Origin of the sequence: Suipraeoptans intestinalis, from assembly GCF_009696485.1 — a bacterium.
GTDB lineage: Bacteria > Bacillota > Clostridia > Lachnospirales > Lachnospiraceae > Suipraeoptans > Suipraeoptans intestinalis.
This window is the reverse complement of record NZ_VULY01000018.1, coordinates 1,474,748-1,495,517: the sequence shown is the minus strand read 5'-3', so window position 1 is coordinate 1,495,517 and position 20,770 is coordinate 1,474,748. Positions and strand designations below refer to the sequence as shown.

The 20,770-nt window shown below is 46.6% G+C and carries 22 protein-coding genes and 1 pseudogene; 5 read left to right on the top strand and 18 right to left on the bottom strand.

The features are described 5' to 3' along the window. Window positions 1-93: 93 nt before the first annotated feature. The 11 genes from FYJ34_RS07840 to FYJ34_RS07795 form a co-directional block, all read right to left on the bottom strand. Window positions 94-993, bottom strand: coding sequence for a class II fructose-bisphosphate aldolase (locus FYJ34_RS07840; RefSeq protein WP_235899366.1), 900 nt, complete (start codon window positions 991-993; stop codon window positions 94-96). Further along, window positions 944-2,170: an ADP-dependent glucokinase/phosphofructokinase gene (locus FYJ34_RS07835; protein ID WP_154477612.1), complete on the bottom strand. Its 1,227-nt coding sequence runs from the start codon at window positions 2,168-2,170 to the stop codon at window positions 944-946. The genes FYJ34_RS07840 and FYJ34_RS07835 overlap by 50 nt, the downstream gene beginning before the upstream one ends. A gap of 11 nt (window positions 2,171-2,181) precedes the next feature. Beyond that, window positions 2,182-3,018, bottom strand: a complete 837-nt coding sequence (locus FYJ34_RS07830) for a carbohydrate ABC transporter permease (protein WP_154477610.1) — start codon at window positions 3,016-3,018, stop codon at window positions 2,182-2,184. 2 nt (window positions 3,019-3,020) lie between these two features. Further along, on the bottom strand, window positions 3,021-3,902 hold the full coding sequence (locus FYJ34_RS07825; RefSeq protein ID WP_235899364.1) for a carbohydrate ABC transporter permease: 882 nt from the start codon (window positions 3,900-3,902) through the stop codon (window positions 3,021-3,023). A 125-nt stretch (window positions 3,903-4,027) separates the two neighbouring features. Further along, window positions 4,028-5,305: an ABC transporter substrate-binding protein gene (locus tag FYJ34_RS07820; RefSeq protein ID WP_154477608.1), complete on the bottom strand. Its 1,278-nt coding sequence runs from the start codon at window positions 5,303-5,305 to the stop codon at window positions 4,028-4,030. Window positions 5,306-5,451: 146 nt separating this feature from the next. After that, a complete protein-coding gene (locus FYJ34_RS07815; RefSeq protein WP_154477606.1) occupies window positions 5,452-5,715 on the bottom strand; it encodes a hypothetical protein in 264 nt (87 codons plus the stop codon). Window positions 5,716-5,818: 103 nt separating this feature from the next. Then, window positions 5,819-6,469: an SGNH/GDSL hydrolase family protein gene (locus FYJ34_RS07810; protein WP_154477604.1), complete on the bottom strand. Its 651-nt coding sequence runs from the start codon at window positions 6,467-6,469 to the stop codon at window positions 5,819-5,821. Then, window positions 6,432-6,590: a hypothetical protein gene (locus tag FYJ34_RS12720; RefSeq protein ID WP_173017079.1), complete on the bottom strand. Its 159-nt coding sequence runs from the start codon at window positions 6,588-6,590 to the stop codon at window positions 6,432-6,434. Before FYJ34_RS12720 ends, FYJ34_RS07810 begins: the two co-directional genes overlap by 38 nt. A 38-nt stretch (window positions 6,591-6,628) precedes the next feature. Further along, the gene (locus FYJ34_RS07805; RefSeq protein WP_154477602.1) at window positions 6,629-7,285 is read right to left on the bottom strand and encodes an HAD family hydrolase; all 657 of its coding nucleotides are present in this window, start codon (window positions 7,283-7,285) and stop codon (window positions 6,629-6,631) included. A 9-nt stretch (window positions 7,286-7,294) separates the two neighbouring features. Continuing rightward, window positions 7,295-7,990: an L-ribulose-5-phosphate 4-epimerase gene (locus tag FYJ34_RS07800; RefSeq protein WP_154477600.1), complete on the bottom strand. Its 696-nt coding sequence runs from the start codon at window positions 7,988-7,990 to the stop codon at window positions 7,295-7,297. A gap of 247 nt (window positions 7,991-8,237) precedes the next feature. Next, window positions 8,238-8,387 (bottom strand): hypothetical protein, encoded by a 150-nt coding sequence (locus FYJ34_RS07795; RefSeq protein WP_154477598.1) that lies wholly within the window; start codon window positions 8,385-8,387, stop codon window positions 8,238-8,240. A gap of 195 nt (window positions 8,388-8,582) precedes the next feature. Between FYJ34_RS07795 and FYJ34_RS07790 the strand changes: the two genes are divergently transcribed. From FYJ34_RS07790 to FYJ34_RS07780, 3 genes are all read left to right on the top strand, one after another. Next, window positions 8,583-9,722: a glucose-1-phosphate adenylyltransferase gene (locus FYJ34_RS07790; protein WP_154478855.1), complete on the top strand. Its 1,140-nt coding sequence runs from the start codon at window positions 8,583-8,585 to the stop codon at window positions 9,720-9,722. A gap of 1 nt (window position 9,723) precedes the next feature. After that, window positions 9,724-10,839, top strand: a complete 1,116-nt coding sequence (gene glgD, locus FYJ34_RS07785) for a glucose-1-phosphate adenylyltransferase subunit GlgD (RefSeq protein WP_154477596.1) — start codon at window positions 9,724-9,726, stop codon at window positions 10,837-10,839. Between the two features lie 70 nt (window positions 10,840-10,909). Further along, the gene (locus FYJ34_RS07780; RefSeq protein WP_154477594.1) at window positions 10,910-11,575 is read left to right on the top strand and encodes a Crp/Fnr family transcriptional regulator; all 666 of its coding nucleotides are present in this window, start codon (window positions 10,910-10,912) and stop codon (window positions 11,573-11,575) included. A gap of 85 nt (window positions 11,576-11,660) precedes the next feature. Here FYJ34_RS07780 and FYJ34_RS07775 read toward each other — a convergent pair whose 3' ends face one another. The 6 genes from FYJ34_RS07775 to FYJ34_RS07750 form a co-directional block, all read right to left on the bottom strand. Further along, on the bottom strand, window positions 11,661-12,779 hold the full coding sequence (locus FYJ34_RS07775) for a uroporphyrinogen decarboxylase family protein (RefSeq protein WP_154477592.1): 1,119 nt from the start codon (window positions 12,777-12,779) through the stop codon (window positions 11,661-11,663). Further along, complete coding sequence (locus FYJ34_RS07770; protein WP_154477590.1) at window positions 12,776-14,380, bottom strand: ASKHA domain-containing protein; 1,605 nt, start codon at window positions 14,378-14,380, stop codon at window positions 12,776-12,778. The genes FYJ34_RS07775 and FYJ34_RS07770 overlap by 4 nt, the downstream gene beginning before the upstream one ends. Beyond that, window positions 14,367-15,440 carry a uroporphyrinogen decarboxylase family protein gene (locus FYJ34_RS07765; protein WP_154477589.1) on the bottom strand — a complete coding sequence of 358 codons (1,074 nt, stop codon included), beginning with the start codon at window positions 15,438-15,440 and terminating at the stop codon, window positions 14,367-14,369. The genes FYJ34_RS07770 and FYJ34_RS07765 overlap by 14 nt, the downstream gene beginning before the upstream one ends. Before the next feature lie 15 nt (window positions 15,441-15,455). Further along, complete coding sequence (locus FYJ34_RS07760) at window positions 15,456-16,106, bottom strand: corrinoid protein (RefSeq protein WP_154477587.1); 651 nt, start codon at window positions 16,104-16,106, stop codon at window positions 15,456-15,458. Window positions 16,107-16,171: 65 nt separating this feature from the next. Beyond that, complete coding sequence (locus FYJ34_RS07755) at window positions 16,172-17,047, bottom strand: uroporphyrinogen decarboxylase family protein (protein ID WP_154477585.1); 876 nt, start codon at window positions 17,045-17,047, stop codon at window positions 16,172-16,174. 208 nt (window positions 17,048-17,255) lie between these two features. Then, window positions 17,256-18,407 (bottom strand): double-cubane-cluster-containing anaerobic reductase, encoded by a 1,152-nt coding sequence (locus tag FYJ34_RS07750; protein ID WP_154477583.1) that lies wholly within the window; start codon window positions 18,405-18,407, stop codon window positions 17,256-17,258. 513 nt (window positions 18,408-18,920) lie between these two features. Between FYJ34_RS07750 and FYJ34_RS12715 the strand changes: the two genes are divergently transcribed. After that, a complete protein-coding gene (locus FYJ34_RS12715) occupies window positions 18,921-19,208 on the top strand; it encodes a hypothetical protein (RefSeq protein ID WP_173017078.1) in 288 nt (95 codons plus the stop codon). Then, window positions 19,150-19,982: pseudogene (locus FYJ34_RS15160) on the top strand (4Fe-4S binding protein). The gene FYJ34_RS12715 and the pseudogene FYJ34_RS15160 overlap by 59 nt, the downstream one beginning before the upstream one ends. A gap of 194 nt (window positions 19,983-20,176) precedes the next feature. Here FYJ34_RS15160 and FYJ34_RS07740 read toward each other — a convergent pair. Continuing rightward, entirely contained in the window at window positions 20,177-20,743 is a 567-nt protein-coding gene (locus tag FYJ34_RS07740) for an imm11 family protein (protein ID WP_154477582.1), read from the bottom strand. Between the last annotated feature and the right edge of the window lie 27 nt (window positions 20,744-20,770).

Here is a 20,770-nt window from a genome sequence, read left to right as displayed (position 1 = left end):
GTTCTGTTTTAAAAAATGATGCAGGAACTCTCATGTTATACTACGATTCCATGATAATCGCCGCTTTTCAAAAACACAACACTTTTCCCTCATTTATTCAAATTTGCACAGAGTTCTCAGCCGTTCCTCCACATAAGGAGTCAGTCTCTTTATTACAAACTCCGGCATCTCGATCACTTTAACAGGATCTTTCTTTTCTTTACTTTCTTTTATAAAGTCTTCCACTGCCTCATAGTATCGGGCCAGGTAGTCTGTCCCCAGATTAAACTTACAGATTCCCTTTTCAAAGGCTTCCTGAAGCTGTTCATCCGGTATTCCACTTCCGCCATGTAGCACCAGCGGCGTATCGGTCGCCTCCGCAATAGCTTCCAGCCGCTCCATATCCAACTGCGGTGTTTCTTTATATGCCCCATGTGCATTTCCAATAGAAATCGCCAGGGCATCTACCTTTGTTTCTTCACAAAACTTTCTGGCTGCCTCCGGCTTTGTATAAAGATCTTTCTGCGTTTCCTGCCCCTCGCAGGCCAGTCCCACATGTCCGATCTCTCCTTCTACAGACACTCCTTTTTCATGCAGCTGTTCTACCACCTCTCCGGTGCGCCGTATATTTTCCTCCAGGTCATACTCTGACGCATCCATCATTACAGAGTCAAACCCTGCTTCTGCCGTGCGCAAAACTCCCTCCTTGGAAAAATCATGATCACAATGGAACCCTACCGGAACACTCACCTCTTCTGCCAGTTCCTTCGCCATTTTTGCGTACCCGGCAAATCCCGCAGTATGAAAGGTTTTCACATGATCCGGATACAGCATAATGATCGCAGGCTTTCCGGCAGCTTCCGCCCCATACGCCACCGCTCTTGCCATGGTATAATCCATACAGATAAAGGCAATCACCGCCGTATGCTGTTTCTTCGCCATATGCATCAGGTTCTTCGTCGTCTCATACATCTTTGTCACCTCTTTTGTTTTGCCATTTCTGCCAGAGTCCATAAAGCAGCCCTCCCGCAAAAGCGTCTCCCAACCCTACCACGGTCGGCGTTTCCACGCAGGAAAGCTCCTTGCAGGCCACTCCTTCTATGTCCTCTTCTATCAACCCTTTTATTTCTTCCAGAAATTTTTGGCTCTCCACCTTTTCCTGCATTTGCCGCGTTTTTTCAAATTCCGCTTTTGTAATGCCATCTCCTTTACGAAATCGTGTTCCCGCCAGAGCAACGCCGCATTCCAGCGCCTCTTGCAGATTTTTTGCCTGTGTCCCAACAGCCAGCGCCCAGGCAGATGAGTGTACTACCATTGTCTTTACCTGCACCTCTTTATATGCCGTCTCCACTGCCTCTGCCACTTGCTGCCTGTTTAAAACATCGACCTTTTCTCCCACAAACTCCGCCAACTCATCCTCGTTCATACTCAGTACATCGATCCGGTGTGCCAGTGCCTGATGCACTCTTTGCCGAAATTTCTTTTTTACATAGCACCCATCTTCCATGATCACTACCGCATCTTCCGGAAGCTTTTTTAACAGCTGATTTGTTCTTTCCAAAGCTTCCTCTAGAAAATCTTCCTCCAAAATCTGGCTAAAGCTTCCCAGCAAAAATATTTTTACATGTTTTAATTCTTTTCCGAACCCGTCCGGACGAATATCCATTTTCAGGCTGGTGGCGTCTCTGGAAATCAGTATCCGGTTTTCCCGCGGTGTAATAAAACAAATTTCCCCCTCTTGGATCCGTACTCCGGCCTCACATTGCAGGACCACATGCGGATAGATTTTCTGTTCTTCTTTCATGTCCGAACAGATCTGCACCTGCCCGGGCATAAGATCCCTGACATAATGGTTGTTGCAGCTTGTCTGCAATATGCTGGGAACCTCCAGCCGGCCAAGCGCAATGGCTGCACGTGTCGCGGTGCCTCCCAGCGTTACTTGATAGACGAACGATTCTCCCAGTTTTTCGCATAATTCTTCTGTTTCCGGAACGATTTCCCCACCGACTCCGTGCTCCAGATAATAGAGGATCCCTCCCCACAGTTGCTTCTCATCGGAAGCCTCCGTCCTTCTTTGCACATCTTTTTTCCGGATATCCAAACTTCTGATTTTTTCCTTTATTTTCTCTGTATCCCACACCAGTTCATAATCCACGCAGGTGTGAAAGCCCAGTCCTATTTCTCTTTTCATCCTGCTCTCTCCTATCCTTTTACGCCTCCGGACGACATGCCCGCAATAAAATATTTTTGGAAAAACAGGAACAATACCAGTACCGGCACAGAACCCAGTACGCTCATAGCCATCATCTGGCTCCAGTCATACCCGTGCTGCCCCATCAAAAGGTTAATTCCGATAGGCACCGTCCTCATGCTGGTAGATTGGGTCAGTGCCAACGCGAACAGATATTCGTTCCACGCCTGCATAAACGTATACATTGCAACCGACACCATTCCGGGAAGAGAAATCGGCACCAGGATCGACCAGAGCGCCTTCCATCTGGATCCTCCGTCTACCAGCACCGCTTCATCCAGTTCTCTTGACAGCGTGTTGAAATATCCGGTCATCATCAGAATACAGTATGGCAGCGTCATCACCAGATACGTCAGAATCAGAGCCAGATATGTGTCAAACAATTTCATTGCAACGATCATTCCCATGTAAGGAATCAAAAGAACGATCGGAGGAATTGCCTGCACCCCAACCACGATGGAATTAAACAATTCTTTTCCCGGAAACTCAAACCGGCTGAATCCATAGGCTGCCAGAATCCCGATAAACAATGTCACCGCCACCACACAGCCCGCCACAATGTAACTGTTTATGAAAAAACGGATTTTTTCCGGATCGGTCAATACCTCAAGGTATGCATGTACGCCTGCCGTTTTATCTATAAATTTAGGTGGCCAGGAAAAAATCGCTTCGTTCGCCTTAAAGGAAGAACAGACCATCCATAAAATAGGAAACGCCGCAAAGATTCCTCCTATTACCAGTAGAATACTGGAAACCACTTTCATCCATGGCTTATAACTTCCTATCATAGTCAACTCCTCACTTTCTTTTGCTGCCGAACATAAAAAACGGCTATCACGACAGAAACAACAAGAAGAACGGTGGCAGTTGCCCCGGCCATGCTGTAGTCTACCTTTTGGAACGCCTGCTTGTAGATGTAGATACTAAGCATTTCCGTAGAATTCACCGGTCCTCCTCCGGTCAGCATCCAGATTACATTAAATGACTGCAAGGTCCATATGAAATCCAGCATTGCAATGCTAATGAGGATCGGACGCAGTTGAGGGATCGTGATGTAGAAAAAGCGTTTTGTCATGGTTGCTCCGTCAATCGCTGCGCTCTCATACAAATCTCCCGAAATCCCCTGCAGCCCCGCCAGAATACTGATCATGTAAAACGGATACCCGCACCAGATATTGATAAAACAAACGGTAGCCAGCGCTGTTTTTTCATTGCTTAGCCATTCCGTATTTCTTGAAATCTGTGGAAGAAACGACAAGAGATAATTGACGATCCCCGATGGCTGCAGCATCAGTTTCCACAGGATCGCCACGACAGAAGCGGTGAATACCCACGGCAGGATATAAATTACTCTTGCGATGGATTTGGTCCGCATCCGAAAATAGTGCGAGTTTAGAAGCAATGCAAATACCATTCCCAGAATCAGATGTGCGACTACACTGACCACCACAAAAATGATCGTGTGCGACACTGCACTCCAAAACTGCCGGTCTGCAAATAGTGTCAGATAGTTTTTTATCCCCACAAAAGCAGGAGTACTGGATACGACTGCCCGGTCTAAAAAGGAATATTTTATCACCATGCCGATAGGCAGAACCAAAAAGACCGTCATCAGAACCAGCGTAGGAGCAAGGTATCGATATGGTGCAGATCTTTGTGCAGCTGATTTCAATGTAACTTCCTCCTTCCTTTCTTAATTTCCCAGTTATCGGACTCTGTCCGGGACAGGCGCTGCTGTCACCCTCCCGGACAGATCCCCTTACAGATATGCGACAGAAAAATTTTTTCAGGTGGTTATTACTTTCCTGCTTCTTCTAAGTATTTCTGCCAGTTTGTCAGCATCGTATCCGTTTCCATATCGCCGTCTAAATATTTTACCAGGTCATTCGTCATGGATGTCATCACAGAAGACGCATTGGGAAGGCCGATAAATTCATTGATCACATGCCCCTTTTTGTATTCCTCATAAAATTCACGGAACTGCTCCGGTGCATCGCTGTAATCCGGCTCTGCAATCTTGCTGTTGGGGAAGGCAGACATGGTGGACGCCAATCCTGCGGAAATCGTTCCGTCCTTTCCGTCTTTTCCTCCCAGAAGATAGTTGATAAACTTAGCTGCAGCTTCCTTATTTTCGCTTGCTTCGCTGATTCCTACCGCCCAGCTTGCATAACAAATTCCTTTTTCTCCTTCGTAACCATCTTTTACCGGAACGGTTACTGCTTTAAAGTTCAGCTTTTCAAAATTGGACATCGTTGCTGCTGATGCCAGAGTAAACGCACAGTTTCCTGCTGCAAAATTGCTCGTCATCTCAGATTCTTCCAGCGTCGCCATTCCCGGATACAGCACGCCTGCCTCATTCAGAGCTTTGAAAAATTCTGCCAACTCCTTGAGTTCCTGATTTCCTTCTACCGCATACTTTCCGTCTTCATTTTTTAGTGCGATTCCTGAACCCCATCCGGTTCCCATGAATACATTCTGGATACCGTTTGCATTCGTAGTTCCCAGATTCAGTGCAAATGCGGAATATCCTGCCTCCTTTACCTTTTTACAAGCTTCTGTAAACTCACTCCAGGTCTGGGGAATCTCCGTCACTCCTGCTTTTTCCAGAATGTCCATGTTGGCATAAAGGGGGTATGCAAAATTATTGACCGGAACTACGTAGGACTTCCCCTCCAGTTTCCACACATCGTTTGCCAGATCTGTCTTTATTCCCGCTTCCTCTACATCCGCCAGAATTCCCATATCTGCAAACTCTGCAAGCCACGCCCCGTCTACGCTTACCACATCTGCGATCGTCTTGTTTGTCGCTCCGGCCGTAATCGCCGTTTTCGTGTCTGCCCAAGGCGCACTGATCAGTTCCACTTTAATTCCGGTATCTTTTTCAAAATCTTTTGCCACTTTATCCAGATACCCTTCCGGGAGTTCCACTCCCCACCACTGTTGAAATTTAATGGTCGTATTTTTGCCTTCAGAATCCTTTTTTTCTCCGTTTCCTTTGCTTCCACAGGCAATCAGGGAAATCCCCATCGCGCAGATCACAAGTGTGGATAAAAACTTTTTCATTCCATTTCTCATGTTTTGTCCTCCTTTTTGTATGTCTGTTTCCTTTACCAGTGTTTTCTGCCTGACGGGCCCATAAATCAAGGCAGGTTTCGTGAATTTTTATTTCACGAATTCTTTTTTATAGCCCCATTATAAAATTTTATTTCATAAAGTCAAGTTTATTTCTTATGTGCATGGGTGAATTGTATATTTTGTATAGTTTTATTTTTATATTTTTGTGCATTTTGCTTTTTATTTTTCTTTTCATGAAATTTATTTTTTTCTTTCTTTTTCCTTTCTCTTGCCTCACCTTGATTTTGAAAGGGGATATGATACACACAACTGCAGGTCTGTCCACTTCTACCGCCAACACCGGCATTCCATTCATGCGAAACGGCTGTCCGCAACCTGTGCGAACAGCCGTTTTCTTGTATATAAATCAAATTTCTATATGCAATTTCTTAAGTATTATTCGGACATCACTCATCTAAACGTATATCATTTCAATACATTTATCCTATACGCCAGATCCTGACAGCTGTTTCTTCAACTGCTTCTGTGGTTCCCGTATCTTTCTTTCAACTCCTCTGCCAGCCTGTTTCCCAAAACGCTATGCCCTTCCTCGTCCAGATGCATATAATCCACACTATTCATCTGTACACAGGATGCCGCATCAAAAAAATGACAGCCACACTCTTTGGCACATTCCTGATACAGTTTTGCCAGTTTTTCTGACTTCTCACTGCAGATCCCCATCTCTCCTGCTGCGAAGGAAGATTCGCACTCTTTTCGGATAGGCGCCGGTGCCACCACCAGAATCTTCGGCGCTTCTTCCCATACTTCCAGTTCCTGCGCCAGACATACCAGTCGCTTCATTCCATCCGCGATATTTTGTCCGGTTGCCGAAAACCTTTCCTTGCAGTCATTTGTCCCCAACATAAGAATCAGCACATCCAATCTCCCATGAGAACGCAGACAAGGAGAAAGGTATGTCAGACCCCTTAATCCATCTACCAGGGGATCTTCAAATACTGTCGTTCTGCCGCACAGGCCTTCCTCTATCACCGTATAATCCGATCCCAGCTTTTCCTGCATCACGCCGGTCCATCTTATCTCTTCCGGAAATCTGTCTTTTGTCCGTGCATCATATCCCCATGTATTAGAATCTCCAAAACACAATATCCTTTTCTTTTGCATATAGATTTTCCTGCCCTTCTGTCAAATATTTGATCCGGTCAATGCTTCTTGCCGGCATGACATCGCTCTTTCCCCATGCTATCAGCCTACCGCTTTCAGATATCAAAACTGTCCTTTTCATGTTATTCTATCTGCTCTCTCTTGTCTAATCGGAAATATCTATATTTTTAGCCATTCTGTAATTTCTTCCATTCTTTCAATGATCCTGTCCGCCTTTGACAGATCCTGCGCTCCGGAGGTTGCATTCCTATATCCAAAACAATAGATTCCCGCTGCCGTTGCCGCCCCGACTCCCGAAACAGTATCCTCCACCGCAATGGTATTTTCTGCACACACGCCCGCCTTCTCCAACACTTTCAGGTAAATTTCCGGATCTGGTTTTCTGTTTTTCACCTCATCCCCTGTGATGGTAATATCAAAAAACTCTTCTATTGCCAGATATTTCAGCACTTCATTTACCAGATCCCTGCTGGAAGAAGAGGCCAGAGCGATTGGTATTCCCTCTCGTTTTAGTCCTTTTATCACATCCAGCAACCCCTCTGTTGCCGAAAGCCTGTTATGGATAATTTTCTGGATTACCCAGTCATACTGCTTTTTTTCCAGCATATCTCCATCAAATCCTTTGATTCCATTTCGTCGGATGACTTCGCCCCAAAACGCACTGGCAGATGTTCCCACCGGATTGGGCAGACTTTCGTCCTCCTTCACTCCCAGCTCTCTGAACATGCTCCGCCTGGCTCCTTCATGCAATGGCTCGCTGTCTAAAATCACTCCATCCATGTCAAAAACGACTAATTTTAATGCTTCTCTTTTCATTTCCTGCTCCTACTTCTGTCCATAGGTAGCATTCGCCCCATGTTTTCTGTAATAATGCTTATCCTGTAAGGTTTGCGGAGCTCTTTCATTTCTGGGATTCAACATTTCGCACCTCGCCGCCATTTTCGCCACTTCTTCCAGCACGACTGCGTTGTGCGTGGCCTCCATTGCATTTTTTCCCCAGGTGAATGGCCCATGATTTTTGCACAACACCGCTGGGGTCGCAATATAATCCTTCTCTCTGACTGCAAATTCGTTGGCGATCAGAACGCCTGTATTTCCCTCATAATCCTCTTCAATCTCGTCTTTCGTAAGATTTCGCACACAGGGAACATCCCCGTACAGGTAATCCGCATGAGTTGTTCCATAACAGGGAATATCTCTTCCCGCCTGTGCCCAACTGGTTGCCCACGAAGAATGGGTGTGTACGATCCCTCCGATCTCCGGGAATCGATTGTATAAAACCACGTGTGTCGCCGTGTCCGAAGAAGGATTGTATTTACCTTCCACCTTTTTTCCCTTCAGATCGACCACCACCATATCCTCCGGCGTCAGCCTCTCATACTCCACTCCGCTGGGCTTGATCACCAGCAGGCCACTTTCCCTGTCCACCTCGCTGGCGTTTCCCCAGGTAAACGTCACCAATCCGTGTCTGGGCAGCAGCATATTTGCCTCATATACCCTTTGCTTTAATTCTTCCAACATAATTTCTCGCTCCTTCCCACCGCAGATGTCTCATAATTCCTTCCCACAGCCTTAATATTTGTAATATATATAATTTCCATCCACTTCTCAATAGTGGGATTTCACAAGATTCTCCTTCTCTTTTTGTGAACTATTTTCTTATCGGCTTTTCTCTTCTATTTGCCGTAAAAATCTCTTTTTCACAGGATCTCCTGCGAATCTTACAAAAAGAGGAGAAAATCTGCGTAGATTCCTCCCCTCTATTCCTTCAAAAGTGTTCTTTTTCCCTATGTGTCATTCCTGCAAATTTGCATGTAACAGAATCCAGAAATGGCATGGCCGGTGTCCGGTCAAATTCTCTGCCTGACGCAAAAGCCTCCATTCTCTCATTAGAAGTCATCTTGTCTTTTTCGTACATGGGATCTCCTCCTTAAAATTAAATTTCATACTAATCTGATATGTTCGGTAATATCATCGTATTCCATCTGAAAATAGTGGATATTTTTCAAAAAAAAGGGTATAATATGTTGTAATATCATATACGATTATCTACAAAAAGGATTCGTTGCATCAACCTTTCACAACACGAAGAAAGCGAGGATTTGTTATGACGATGAAACACAACAATATGCTGGCGATGATTCTTGCGGGTGGCCGTGGTTCTCGTCTGCATGATTTGACCAACAAAGTTGCCAAACCCGCCGTTTCCTACGGCGGAAAATACCGGATCGTAGATTTCCCGCTCAGTAACTGTGCCAACAGCGGCATTGATGTTGTCGGCGTTTTAACCCAGTATGAATCCATCCTCTTAAACAGCTATGTGGCTGCCGGCAGGCGCTGGGGATTGGACGCCCGTGACAGCGGCGTGTACGTCCTCCCTCCTCGTGAAAAAGCAGATGCAGGGCTGGATGTCTATCGCGGTACGGCAGACGCCATTTCCCAGAACATCGATTTCATTGATACCTATTCCCCTGAATATGTACTGATCCTTTCAGGGGATCACATTTACAAAATGAACTACGCCAAGATGCTGGCAGAGCACAAAGCCAATGATGCGGACGCCACCATCGCCGTTCTCCAGGTTCCTCTAAAAGAGGCCAGCCGTTTCGGGATCATGAATACAGACGACTCCGGCCGTATTTTAGAATTTGAAGAAAAACCGGAAACACCCAAGAGCAACCTGGCATCCATGGGGATCTATATCTTTAACTGGAAGTCCCTGCGCAGGCTTTTGATCGCCGACATGAAGGACAGCGCCTCCAGTCATGACTTCGGAAAAGACATTATCCCGCAGCTGCTTTCCGATGGCAAGCATCTCCACGCATACAAATTCAAGGGATACTGGAAAGATGTGGGGACTATCGATTCTCTGTGGGAAGCCAACATGGACCTTTTAAACAAAAACAACGAACTGGATCTCAACGATCCCACCTGGAAGATCTATACGGAAGACCGCTCTACCCTGCCGCATTACATCGGACCTGACGCCAATATCAAAGGTGCGTTTATCACACAGGGATGTTCCATTGACGGAGATGTAGAGCATTCTGTCCTGTTTACCGGTGCAAAGGTCCATGCCGGCGCAAAAGTGATCGACAGTGTCCTGATGCCTGACGTTGTGGTAGAAGAGGGCGCCGTCGTATGTCGTGCTCTGGTGGCAGACGGAGTCACCATCGGCAGGTCTGCCCAGGTAGGAAGCCCTGACAGCGAAAACATCCAGCTGATCGCAAAAAAAGTAAAGGGGGTAGAATAATATGTCAAAAGCATTTGGAATCGTTAATTTTTCCAACACCCAGATCCAGGTAAAAGGGCTGCAAAGCTATCGCCCCATCGGCGCCTTTTCTTTCCTGGGACGTTATCGTATTATTGACTTTCCCATCTCCAATATGAGCAACAGCGGTATCGATCACATTCAGGTATATGTGCAGCGCAAGCCTCGTTCCCTGGCCGAACACCTGGGTACCGGCCGCCATTACAACATCAACTCCAAACGCGGAAAGCTTCATCTGCTGTTTTCTGAGTCCGGCATGGACAATGATATTTACAACAATGACATCTCCGCTTATCTGGAAAACATGGACTGTATTGAAAGTGTGCATTACCCTTATGTAGTCATCGCCCCCAACAATATGATCTATGCCATGGATTATGATTCTTTGCTGCAGGCTCATATCGCTTCCGGTGCAGACATCACCCTGCTCTATCACTCGGTTGATAATGCAAAGGAAAGTTTTTTGAACTGCAACTTCCTGAATCTGAACCGCCAAAAAGGAGTTCTCTCCATCGAACAGAATCGGGGCAGCGCCAAAAACCGAAACATCTTCATGGATACCTATGTCATGAAAAAAGAGCTTTTCATAGATCTGGTCTATCGTGCAAAAAAGATCTCCTCCATGTATTCCCTGCTGGATATTGTAAATAAGGCCTGCGAGGAAATGGATATTCGAGGCATTTCCCATCGGGGATACTTTGCCGCCGTTTCTGACTTCAAGAGCTACTATGACGCCAACCTTTCCCTGATCGACTCAAAGGTGGCCGACAGCCTGTTTGACGAGGACTGGCCTATCTATACCAAGACCAACGACTCCTGTCCCACCCAGTATTTCGACACGGCCAGTGTCAGAAACTCCGTTGTTTCTAACGGTTGCCTGATCGAAGGTTCCATCGAACACTCTGTGATCGGGCGTGGCTGCGTCATTAAAAAGGGTGCCATCGTAAAAGACTGCATCCTCCTGCCTGACTCTGTAGTGGGAGAAGGTGTCCACATTGAAGCGCAGGTGGTGGACAAACACGCCCGCGTTCTCCACGCAAAGGAGATCATTGCCTCTCCTCAATCCCCCGGATATGTAAGGCGGGAAGATATTTTGTAGACCCTTCATGTAAAAGGCTGTGGCCAGGCGATCCTCTGCCCACAGCCTTCCCTTTTGAAAGGAGGCTTTCTTGGACATTCATTTTTTACAAAACACGCTGCTTTTTCAGGACATGACTCTCGAGGAAATCCACTCCTGCCTGTCTTCTTTGAACGCGCAGGAAAAAGAATTCCAGAAAGGAGAATTGATCTTTCATGCCGGTGACAGCACGGAAAAGCTGGGGCTTGTTCTTTCCGGAAGCGTTACCATAGAGATCAATGACGTCTGGGGCAGCCGGACCATCCTAAGCCAGGTCAGGGAAGGGCAGTTTTTTGCGGAAACCTACGCCCTCCTCCCCTCTGAGGTTCTGCTGGTGGATGTATCTGCAGACAGACCTGCCCGCATCCTGTTCCTGACTGTCCGTACCTTAAAAGAGCTGCAGACCATCAACACTTCCTGGGCCTTTAAATTTTTGTCCAGCCTGCTGTCTCTATCTTTCCAGAAAAATCTGCTTTTGTCCCAGCGCAGTTTTCACACGGCGCCCAAAACCATCCGCGGGCGTGTGCTGGCATACCTGCATACCACATCTCTTAAGACACATAAAAATTGCTTTACCATCCCCTTTGACCGTCAGCAGCTGGCCGACTATCTAAATGTAGACCGCACCGCTCTTTCAAAGGAACTAAGCAAAATGAAGCAGGAGCATCTCATTGATTTCCGAAAAAATTACTTTGAACTGCTGACAGATCCCGACTAAACCCGGACAGTTTCCGTAGGATCCAGTTTTTCTTTCTTCCGAAAGCGGCTTTACCCGTTTTCTTTTCTCCCCTTGCATTTTTGTTCTACGCATCCTCCAGCCCCTTCGGAAGTCTGCCCATTCTTGCACCTCTCCCATATTTTCTTGCTGCATAGATAAAGGCTTCCACATTCGCCTTTGGCGTTCCGATGGGCAGTTGACATCCGGTATTCAGGATGTACCCGGCCGGATTATCCCCACATTTTTTCATACATTCGATGCAGGAGGCAATCACATCATCTATGCTGCCCTCCCGCATCACATCTACCGGCGGCACATTTCCGGCGATCCGCATCCGATCTCCTACCATCTGCTTTGCCGTTTCCAGATCTTCACAATTGTCTATACTGAAAGAAAACAACCCCGCATCCGCCAGGTCTGACCAGATCGGACTCGTTTTGCCGCAAATATGTGCTCCCGGGCGACTCCCCATGATCGCATTGGTTCCATCAATCAGCTTTTTCATATAGGGAAGGGAAAAGATATCAAACTGCTTTTTGCTGATGACGTCCATACAGGTGACCGGATCGGAGAAATTGGTTCCTACCGCCCCAAATTCGTTATGAAAGGCTTCAAACCATTTCAGAGAACAGTCCACTACCAGATCCAGCAATTTGTGCAGCATTTCCGGGCGCTTTATGGTATCTTTTAATACCAGATCCACCGGTCTTACCGCAATAGCAGTAGAAAGCGGCCCTGCCACGCTGGTCGTCATGCTGATATCCGGAAATCGGTCTTTTAATCGCTTTGCACTTTCCAGGATCCTGGAAAGTATCGGATTGGTATAGGGATCCGTCAGCTCCAGCCGGTCAAACTCCTTATAGTCCTGCAGGATGTGATGTTCCACATAATCAATCCCATGTTCCGGCGCCTTCAGTACAGACCCCAGCGCCCCTCCTATGGTCTTTAACCCCAATCCCACGTTAAAGCTGTCCAGTCCAAATTCTTCCTTTTTTCGTCGGATCACTTCACTTTTCACTTCAAAATCCGTTCCAAATTGTGTCGTCGTAAATCCAAAAATATCCGCCATCGCCGGATCAGACGCCTGGAGAGTATAGGGCTGATAGTCCACTTCCTCTCCCCGGTTATACGCCTCCATCCGCTCCTTTGCCGTCATTTCCTCTTTCTGCCTTGCCATTTCTCTTTTCAGTTCTTCATATGTCATACTCTCACCTCTGGAAACTCCATGCACTCAGCAAACAGCCGTTCATAATTTACCGTTTCTGCCAGCTCGATATACTCGATCCTTTCTGCCAGCTCTTCCATTTCCTTCTTTGCTTTTTTTGAAAGCAGCGCCATATAAGCTCCCGTTTTGGAAGAATTCCCTACATACATCAGCTTGTTTTCCACCTCTTTGGGCAATATTCCGGTGCCTGTCAGTGACTCTCTGGGAAGATGTGCTCCAAACTGGCCGGCTATCATTACCTGATCCAACTGCTCTACTTCTATTTTCGCTGCCTGAAGCAGCGCCTTTACTCCCGACAGGATCGCTCCCTTCGCCAGCTGGATCTGCCTGATATCCCCCTGGGTCACTACGATATTCTGCGATTCATCCAGTACAAATTCTCTCTTTTTCCCGCAATTTCGTATCATGGGATACCGATAGTCCCCTTCCTCCAGACTCTCTTTTTTAATAAATACTCCGGAACGTTTTACCAGCCGATGCTCCAGAAGCTCTTTCATTACTGACAGAATTCCGCTCCCACAGATCCCTGCCGGTGTCTGGTCCTCAATCGTCTGAAGCAAAACTCCTGCTTCTGTAATGGTAACAGCTTCAATGGCTCCCTCTGCCGCCCGCATTCCGGCGCTGATATTCATCCCTTCCAAAGCCGGACCTGCCGCGCAGGAGCAGCACCATAGCTTTCCATCCTTCGCCAGCACCATTTCCCCATTGGTCCCGATATCTATAAAAAGCACTTTTCTGGTTTCTTTTTGCAGTCCGCAAACATATGCGCCCGCCACAATGTCCGCCCCTACATAAGCCGAAACGGAGGGCAGAAGATATAATACCGTATCTTTTCCCATCCTAAGCCCCACTTCTTTTGCAAAACGTTTCTGCGCACTACAAAAAACCGGATGATAGGGAGCTCTTCCAATACTTCTGGCATCTACTCCCATCAGCATATGAAGCATGGTGCAGTTCGCCGCCACCGTCATTTCCACGATCTCTTCCCGCTCCACGCCACTTTCCTCGCAGACTTCTCCGATCATCCCGTTGAGTGAATTTACAATGGTCTGCTGCAGCCTCTGAATCCCTTCTTCTCCGTGCTCATACTCGTAGGTGATCCTGGTAAGAACATCCAGTCCGTACCGTTTTTGCGCATTGATCATGGAAGCGGAGGCCAGCTCCTCTCCCGTGGCAAGGTGAACCAGGGACAACACTACTGTCGTCGTCCCAATATCCGTAACGACCCCGTACCCTTTTTGTCCCTGCTCCCGTTTGAACACAGGAAGGTATCCCTTGGTCAATACCTTGTGCTTTCTTTCCCTTTGCAGCAGCACAACTTCCAGATCCCCCGCCACTTCCGTCAGACAGGCAAGACGGATCCCCTGCTGCTTTTCCTCCTCCCCCAGCGCCCGGCCTTCGGTCGCGGATAATTCTCCGGCTCCTTCCCCTTTTATCTGCACCTTGCATTTCCCGCAGATCCCTTTTCCACCGCAGGGATTTTCCAGAAATACGCCTTCCCGCAGCAAAACTTCCAGCAGATTTTCCCCTTCTGCACAATGGATCCTTTTTCCTGTTGAAAGAATATTAATCTGTGCCATCATTTCCTCCAAGCAAATCTTCTGATTCTTCCGTTTCTTTCTTGCTTCCGTAGTAACGATTGACTTCCTCCAGAATTGCCTGTATGTTTTCAAGCGGCGCCTTCATACCGATCCCGCAGGCCGGCGACAAAAGACTGGATCCGTTTTCTATGCAGCTTCTGGTCAGGGTCCTTACTCTGTCCGGCGTTCCGAATTCCAATGCATAGGTACTTACATTTCCCATCAACACCCGATCTTTCAAATGTTTTTTTGCCTGCTGCATGGGAACCATAGAATCGAAGCTTAGGGCATCGCTTTGGATCTGATCTACCTGTGAAAATACAGACCGCATCTGACCGCAGATATGCACGATCGTTCCCGTTTTTCCATCTCTGATCCCATCCAGCAGACGGTTCATGTACCGAACGACATATTCTTCAAAATAGCCCGGTCCCAGGATCTCCCCTGTCCCGCTGGGATCGGAGATGGCAAGAACATCTGCTCCGGCAGCGATCTGCGCTTTCCCAAACCGGATCAACTGCGTTGTGATATAGTCCATATACGCATGCGCTTCCTTCGGCTTTTTACGGATCTCCCTGTAAAAGACCACTGGATCCAGCACGGAGCTTGCCGTGCTGACCGGACCTGTAAGATTCCCTATCACCGGAATCCCCCGCCTATCCCGCTTCAAAATACGGATGGCGTCCAGCACCACCTTGCTTCTTCCTGTTTCCAGAGATACCTGTGGCAGCGTCTGCCACTGCGTGACAGATGAGATGGCATACTCGATCACATGCGGCTCGTAGACATCCGATCCCAGATCTACCTTTGCTCCCATTTCTTCCGCTTCTATGGTCATGCAAAATGGAACGCCATAATTTTCAAAGCAGTTATTTTCACAGACCGCCCTTGCAAGATCCGCCATCTGTCCGGCGTTGGTATGGGCTTGTGGTAAATAGACCTGCGCCTTTTCCATCAGCTCCCTGGTAATCATATTCATCATACCCCCGGGGCAGATACAGGCGTTTCTGTCTACGCCTTTTTGTCTGAGGATTCTTTCTAATCGTTCTTTTCTCGTCATCTGCCGTCACCTGCCCTACGCCGTTTCCAGCAGGCGTTTTGCCAGTTTGACTGCCTCTACCGCATTTGCGGAATACCCGTCTGCTCCGATTTTCTCTGCATACTTCTGCGAAATGGGGCCGCCTCCTATCATGACCTTGACTCGGTTTCGCAGACCCTCTTCTTCCAGGATATGGATCACCTCCTCCATCCCGCCCATGGTGGTTGTCATCAAAGTGGACAGGCAGATAAAGTCGGCATTTTCTTTCTTTGCTGTTTCTACAAAGGCTTTGAGGGGAACATCTCTTCCCAGGTCTATCATGCGAAATCCTGCCGTTTCCAGCATGATTTTCACCAGATTTTTTCCGATATCATGGGTGTCCCCTTCCACTACCCCGATCACGCCGGTCTTTTTCGTCTCTCCGTCCTCTTCCGGCAAATAAGGTCTGAGTACATCCAGTCCCACATACATAGCATCCGAACACAGCAAAATGTCCGTCACAAAATACTCTTCCTCCTCATACAACTTGCTGGCGCGGTTCATCCCATCTACCAGCCCTCCCATGATCCCCTCCAGGGCCGGATATCCCTTTTCTACATACTGTCTGGCGGCTTCCTCCACTTCCTCTTCTTCCATTTCCAGCACTCCGTCCGACAGCCTTTTTAACAATTCCATTTTTTCTTCCATGTCTGCATCTCTCCTCTGTTTTATGAAGTCCTTGATCTGTCATCATTTCTGTCTGCCTGAGAATCTTATCCTTCTCTCAGGGAAAGTACCCGAACCTTCCCCCCCTGCAGCAGTTCTTCTGCCTCTTTGATGCACATCTGCCCGGTAAAATCCGCTTTTCCTCTTATCCGCAGGCAGGCCTCCCCATAGGACACCGGGCCTTCTGCCACCTGTATTTCCTCCCAGTCTGCCAGTCCCGCTCCCACGAGAGCCAGCGCTGTCTTAGGGCAAAGCACCACCGTCATGTCCTTCTTTCTGTCTTTTAATTCCTTTAACATCGGCGCCGTAAACTTTTTAGCCACCTCTTCCCCCAGTCTGGGACCTAATATGCTGATCCCGCCGGACGAGTCCGCATAGCTCAGCAGATCTGCCCCTGCTTCCTGGGCCTTTTTTGCAAATGCCAGTATATTTCGCTTTAATTTCTCAAATACCTGATCTGCTGTCTCCGGCTGCTTCCGCATGGCCTTAAACACCTGACGGGGATCCACCAATCCATTTAAAATAGTAAACGGTCCTGATATTTCCAATAGCACAGCCTCTCCCTGCTCTTTTAATATCCTGCAGGCATCCAGCACCTCTTTGATCCGTCCCGCCGTAAAGTCTATATCAGAAAGCTGCAGTACCTCTTCCATGGAGCGGCAGCAATAGTCTCCTGCTCTGGGACCGGCCTTACTGTCTCCGTAATTGATCACGCCTCCCATCGCTTCTGCTTCTACCATATGGTCAAAGGGCAGTTCGCAAAACTTCCCTTTTCTTCTCTCTTTCCATGCCTTTGCCAGCGCCACCAGTGTTTCTCTGCTTTTATGTGCCTCCGGCAGAGAAAGTCCCAGTTTTTCCAGTTCTCCCTCCTCCAGCTTCTGCTCTTCCTTCGCCCTGCAGGCATAATCCAGCATTTCACCCATTCAGACACAGTCCTTTCTTCTTTGTGTGTTCAAACAGAGCTTTGTCCATCCTTTTCGCCGCTTTTGATCCAGCCTTTTCTGCAACGGCTCTCCCCGGCTGCACCTTGCTCTTCCCATTCGTTGATAAACTCTCTCAAAATTTCCGCCCTTATCAGAAACGGCGGAAAGAAACAATCTCCTGCTTCTCTCCGCCACCGGGCTCATCTTTTTACAACATCTCGATAAAGGCAGCCACTCTCGTATTCAGCTGTCCTACATCCGCCTGTGAGTAGTCGGTCTCAATACTGATAAAGGGAAGTCCTTTCTCTTCATTTACAAACCGGCGGATCTTTCCGGTTTCCACGCTGTAGGTATGACAGGCCTGCAGTACCATTTCTATCACTCCGTCTACCTTAAATTCGTCGATCAGCCGTCCCAGAAGCTCCGGCCGGTTCTTGTTCGGCGTCATCACGGAACAGCCGATGGCCAGATACCTCTCTGCAAGGGCATCATAAATGTTCTCTGCCTCTTCCTCCACCAGCCTGTCGATGGCCTTTGCTCCTGTACAGTTTTCAAAGGCTACTACCACTCCTCCGTTGTCTTCCACCGCACGGATCAGCTTTTCTGTGGCTCCGCCGATGGGACATCCTGTGATCAGGATCCTGGGCTTCTTATCTCTCCGCTTTCCTTCTGCATACTCTTTTTCGATCCTGGCCGTCACTTCGCGGATCTCCTTTGCCGCCGCCACGCGATCCATCTTAAAGGTGGAACCATATAGCACGCTAAACAGCTCCTTGCTGTCCATGGGCGTAGGCTCGTGGCGCATCAGGCCGTAAAATTCTTTCAGCGCCTTTCTTACCTCATTTTCTTCCCGGACAGCCGCCCTTACCTTTTCCTCCGTGATCTCCACTCCGAATTTTTCCTCCAGGTACTCTTTGAATCGGAGGATCTCTTTCGTCCAGAGCTTCAGCCCCTCTTCCCTCTGAGAATTCGGCAGTTCCATCAGAAAAACCTCTTTAAACTCTGCCATGTACTCATACATCTTCTTTTTTCCGTCACAGGTGGTTTCCCCTACTACCACATCGGAAAAATAGAAGAAAGGACATTTGTCGCTTTTTCCAAATCCGTAACTGGCTTTGATCAAAGGACATAAATTCTTCGGCAGATCTTTTTCTGCCTCCGGAATAGTTTCCTCCGACATGGAGCAAAGTCCTACGGTAGCTGCTCCCATCGCCATGGCGATCTCTTTTGGGAAATAAGTACAGTATGCCCCTACCACCGGGATCCCTCTGTCCTTGTACTCCTTGACAGCCAGAAACGACTTCTGCCGCTGTTCCGCAAATTCTTCAAAAATTTCTGGTAGCTCTTTGATGATTTCCATTTCTTGTCTCCTTTTCTGCGATCATTCGCCGTCCTTTTTTTGCCGCAAAAGCGGTCTTCTCTATACATAAAGTTACTCTTTTCCCTCTGGTTTTTCCAATCGTTTTTTATGATATATTCTTTTCTTTTATAGGGTTTTTCTATGTAGATTTCTCCCTTTTTCTTAAGAATGTTTAGAAATAATTCAGCATCTAATCACAGTCCTTTCACAATTCTTTCGTATACTGACCTTACCAACAAAGAAGACGATATCTGTACTGCTACAAACGGTATGGGTATTGGCCTTCGACTAAGAAATCCATATATTTTTATATGTTGACATAGATTGTTTTCCCTCTTTCCAGCCGGTGCAGATTGCAGCGGCTTTTTCTATATGACAGACACTGTTTCTGAGGGAAACACCACCGTTGCTTCGTGGATAGATAAAAAAGAAGGGCTAAGCGCTATATGGAGAAATTACGGCAAAGAAGTAGAGAGCCAGCACAGAGAAAAAAGCAAAAGTTAACGCTGTAAAATGAGGCGAAAAAATGATATAATCACAAACATCATGCGGATAAGGATCGGGGAAACGCCTAGACAGGAACCGGGGGAGATGTTTATTCCCTTCCTGCGAACCGATGATCCGTGCTTTGAATCAGACGGAAAAACTGCCTATAGAATCTTCGTGTTTGGAAAGAACATAAGGGATCTGAATGATTTTCAAAAGAAATATTACACGAAAATAAATAGAAGTTGTGGAGGAAATGGTATTGCATACAAAGAAGAAATGGCTGATTCCTCTTGGAATGTGGCTGATATTTGAAATCCTCGCCGTTACACTGTGGCTAGCAAAGGATACTCTGTTTTATCTTGTGAATTTCAGCTATATCGGCACAGCAATAGCGATCGGGTTGTTGCTCTTCCAGTTTCACTATAAGCATGCGCGAAGGGTTGTGCAGCTTCTGATCGGCTTGTATATGCTGATTTATCTCGGCCTGATCTGTCAGGAAAATATGCAGCTGGAGGGTTTTTGGTATTATCTCTTCACGGGAGTCTTTGAGGCAGCAACCATACACTATGCTGTAGCAAAGATATTCGGGCCGCTGTTGTTTGGAAGAGGCTGGTGCGGATATGCTTGTTGGACTGTAATGGTTCTGGATTTTCTTCCCTATAAGACACCCCAGACACCAAGAAAAAAATTCGTTTGATTCGATATATCACTTTCACGGCCTCTCTTGTTTTTGTGGCAGCGCTGTTTCTGTGCCATGCAAGGAACATGGAGCGGATTCTGTTTTGGGCATTTATCGTTGGAAATGTCCTGTATTATGCGATAGGCATCCTCCTGGCATTTGCATGGAAAGATAACAGGGCATTCTGTAAATATATCTGCCCGATTACCGTATTCCTAAAGCCCCTGAGTTACTTTGCCCTGTTTCGCGTGACGTGTGACAAAGAAAAATGTATTTCTTGCGGAAAATGCAAGTACGTTTGTCCTATGGATGTGGATGTTACAGACAATTCCCGCAACAGGGAAAACGGAACAGAATGCATCCTTTGCATGGAGTGCGTGAAAGCATGCCCGAAGAGGGCATTATAGCATCGCCACAGATACGGATTTTCCATGAACTTAATTACCGCTTTTTAACCGATTTTTATATTAGAAGTACCGCCATTTAATACAAAAACACATTGTCTCCACAGCACCAAGTGCCATGAAAACAATGTGTTCTAATTTTTAATAAAAATATTTAGTTGAAAATTCGATATTCATATATGAATACACAATTAAACCTAATGTACTTCCACTTCGATAAGTGCAAATCCCGTCAAAGAATTATTCTCAATAACATCCTTAATTCGTTCTGAAATAAATATCGGTATTGTATCATCTTTCAATCTAAAAATATCGTGTCCCTGCACCATTTCTTCTTTTAAAGCATACTTTTCTACCGAAATAATTTTTTCACCATCAAGTTCAAATACATCATACTTAGAATGCTCTAAATCCAAAGCATCCACTATATCTAACAGATTAGCAATTTTATATTCTGTATTTTCAACACTATTTTTAGTATCAAACAAGTTCACCGAAAGATACTGTATCACGTTTTCTTTTACAGCCTCTTCGACCAATTCTTTAAACTTTTTTGATACAATCAACCACCTGTACAAATTGGCTATATAGTCTGATAATACAGAACCATCTTCTGAGTTATATTTAAATCTAACTTCAGACCAATCCTTAATATAATTTCCATTAGATACAGAATACTCATCAATATCTCTAATAACTCCGACGTCACAATTTACATAATGGTCATCATTTTCATAATCGTAACTTAATTTATAATATTTCATTCAAAATACTCCTTACTGTTTATTCCA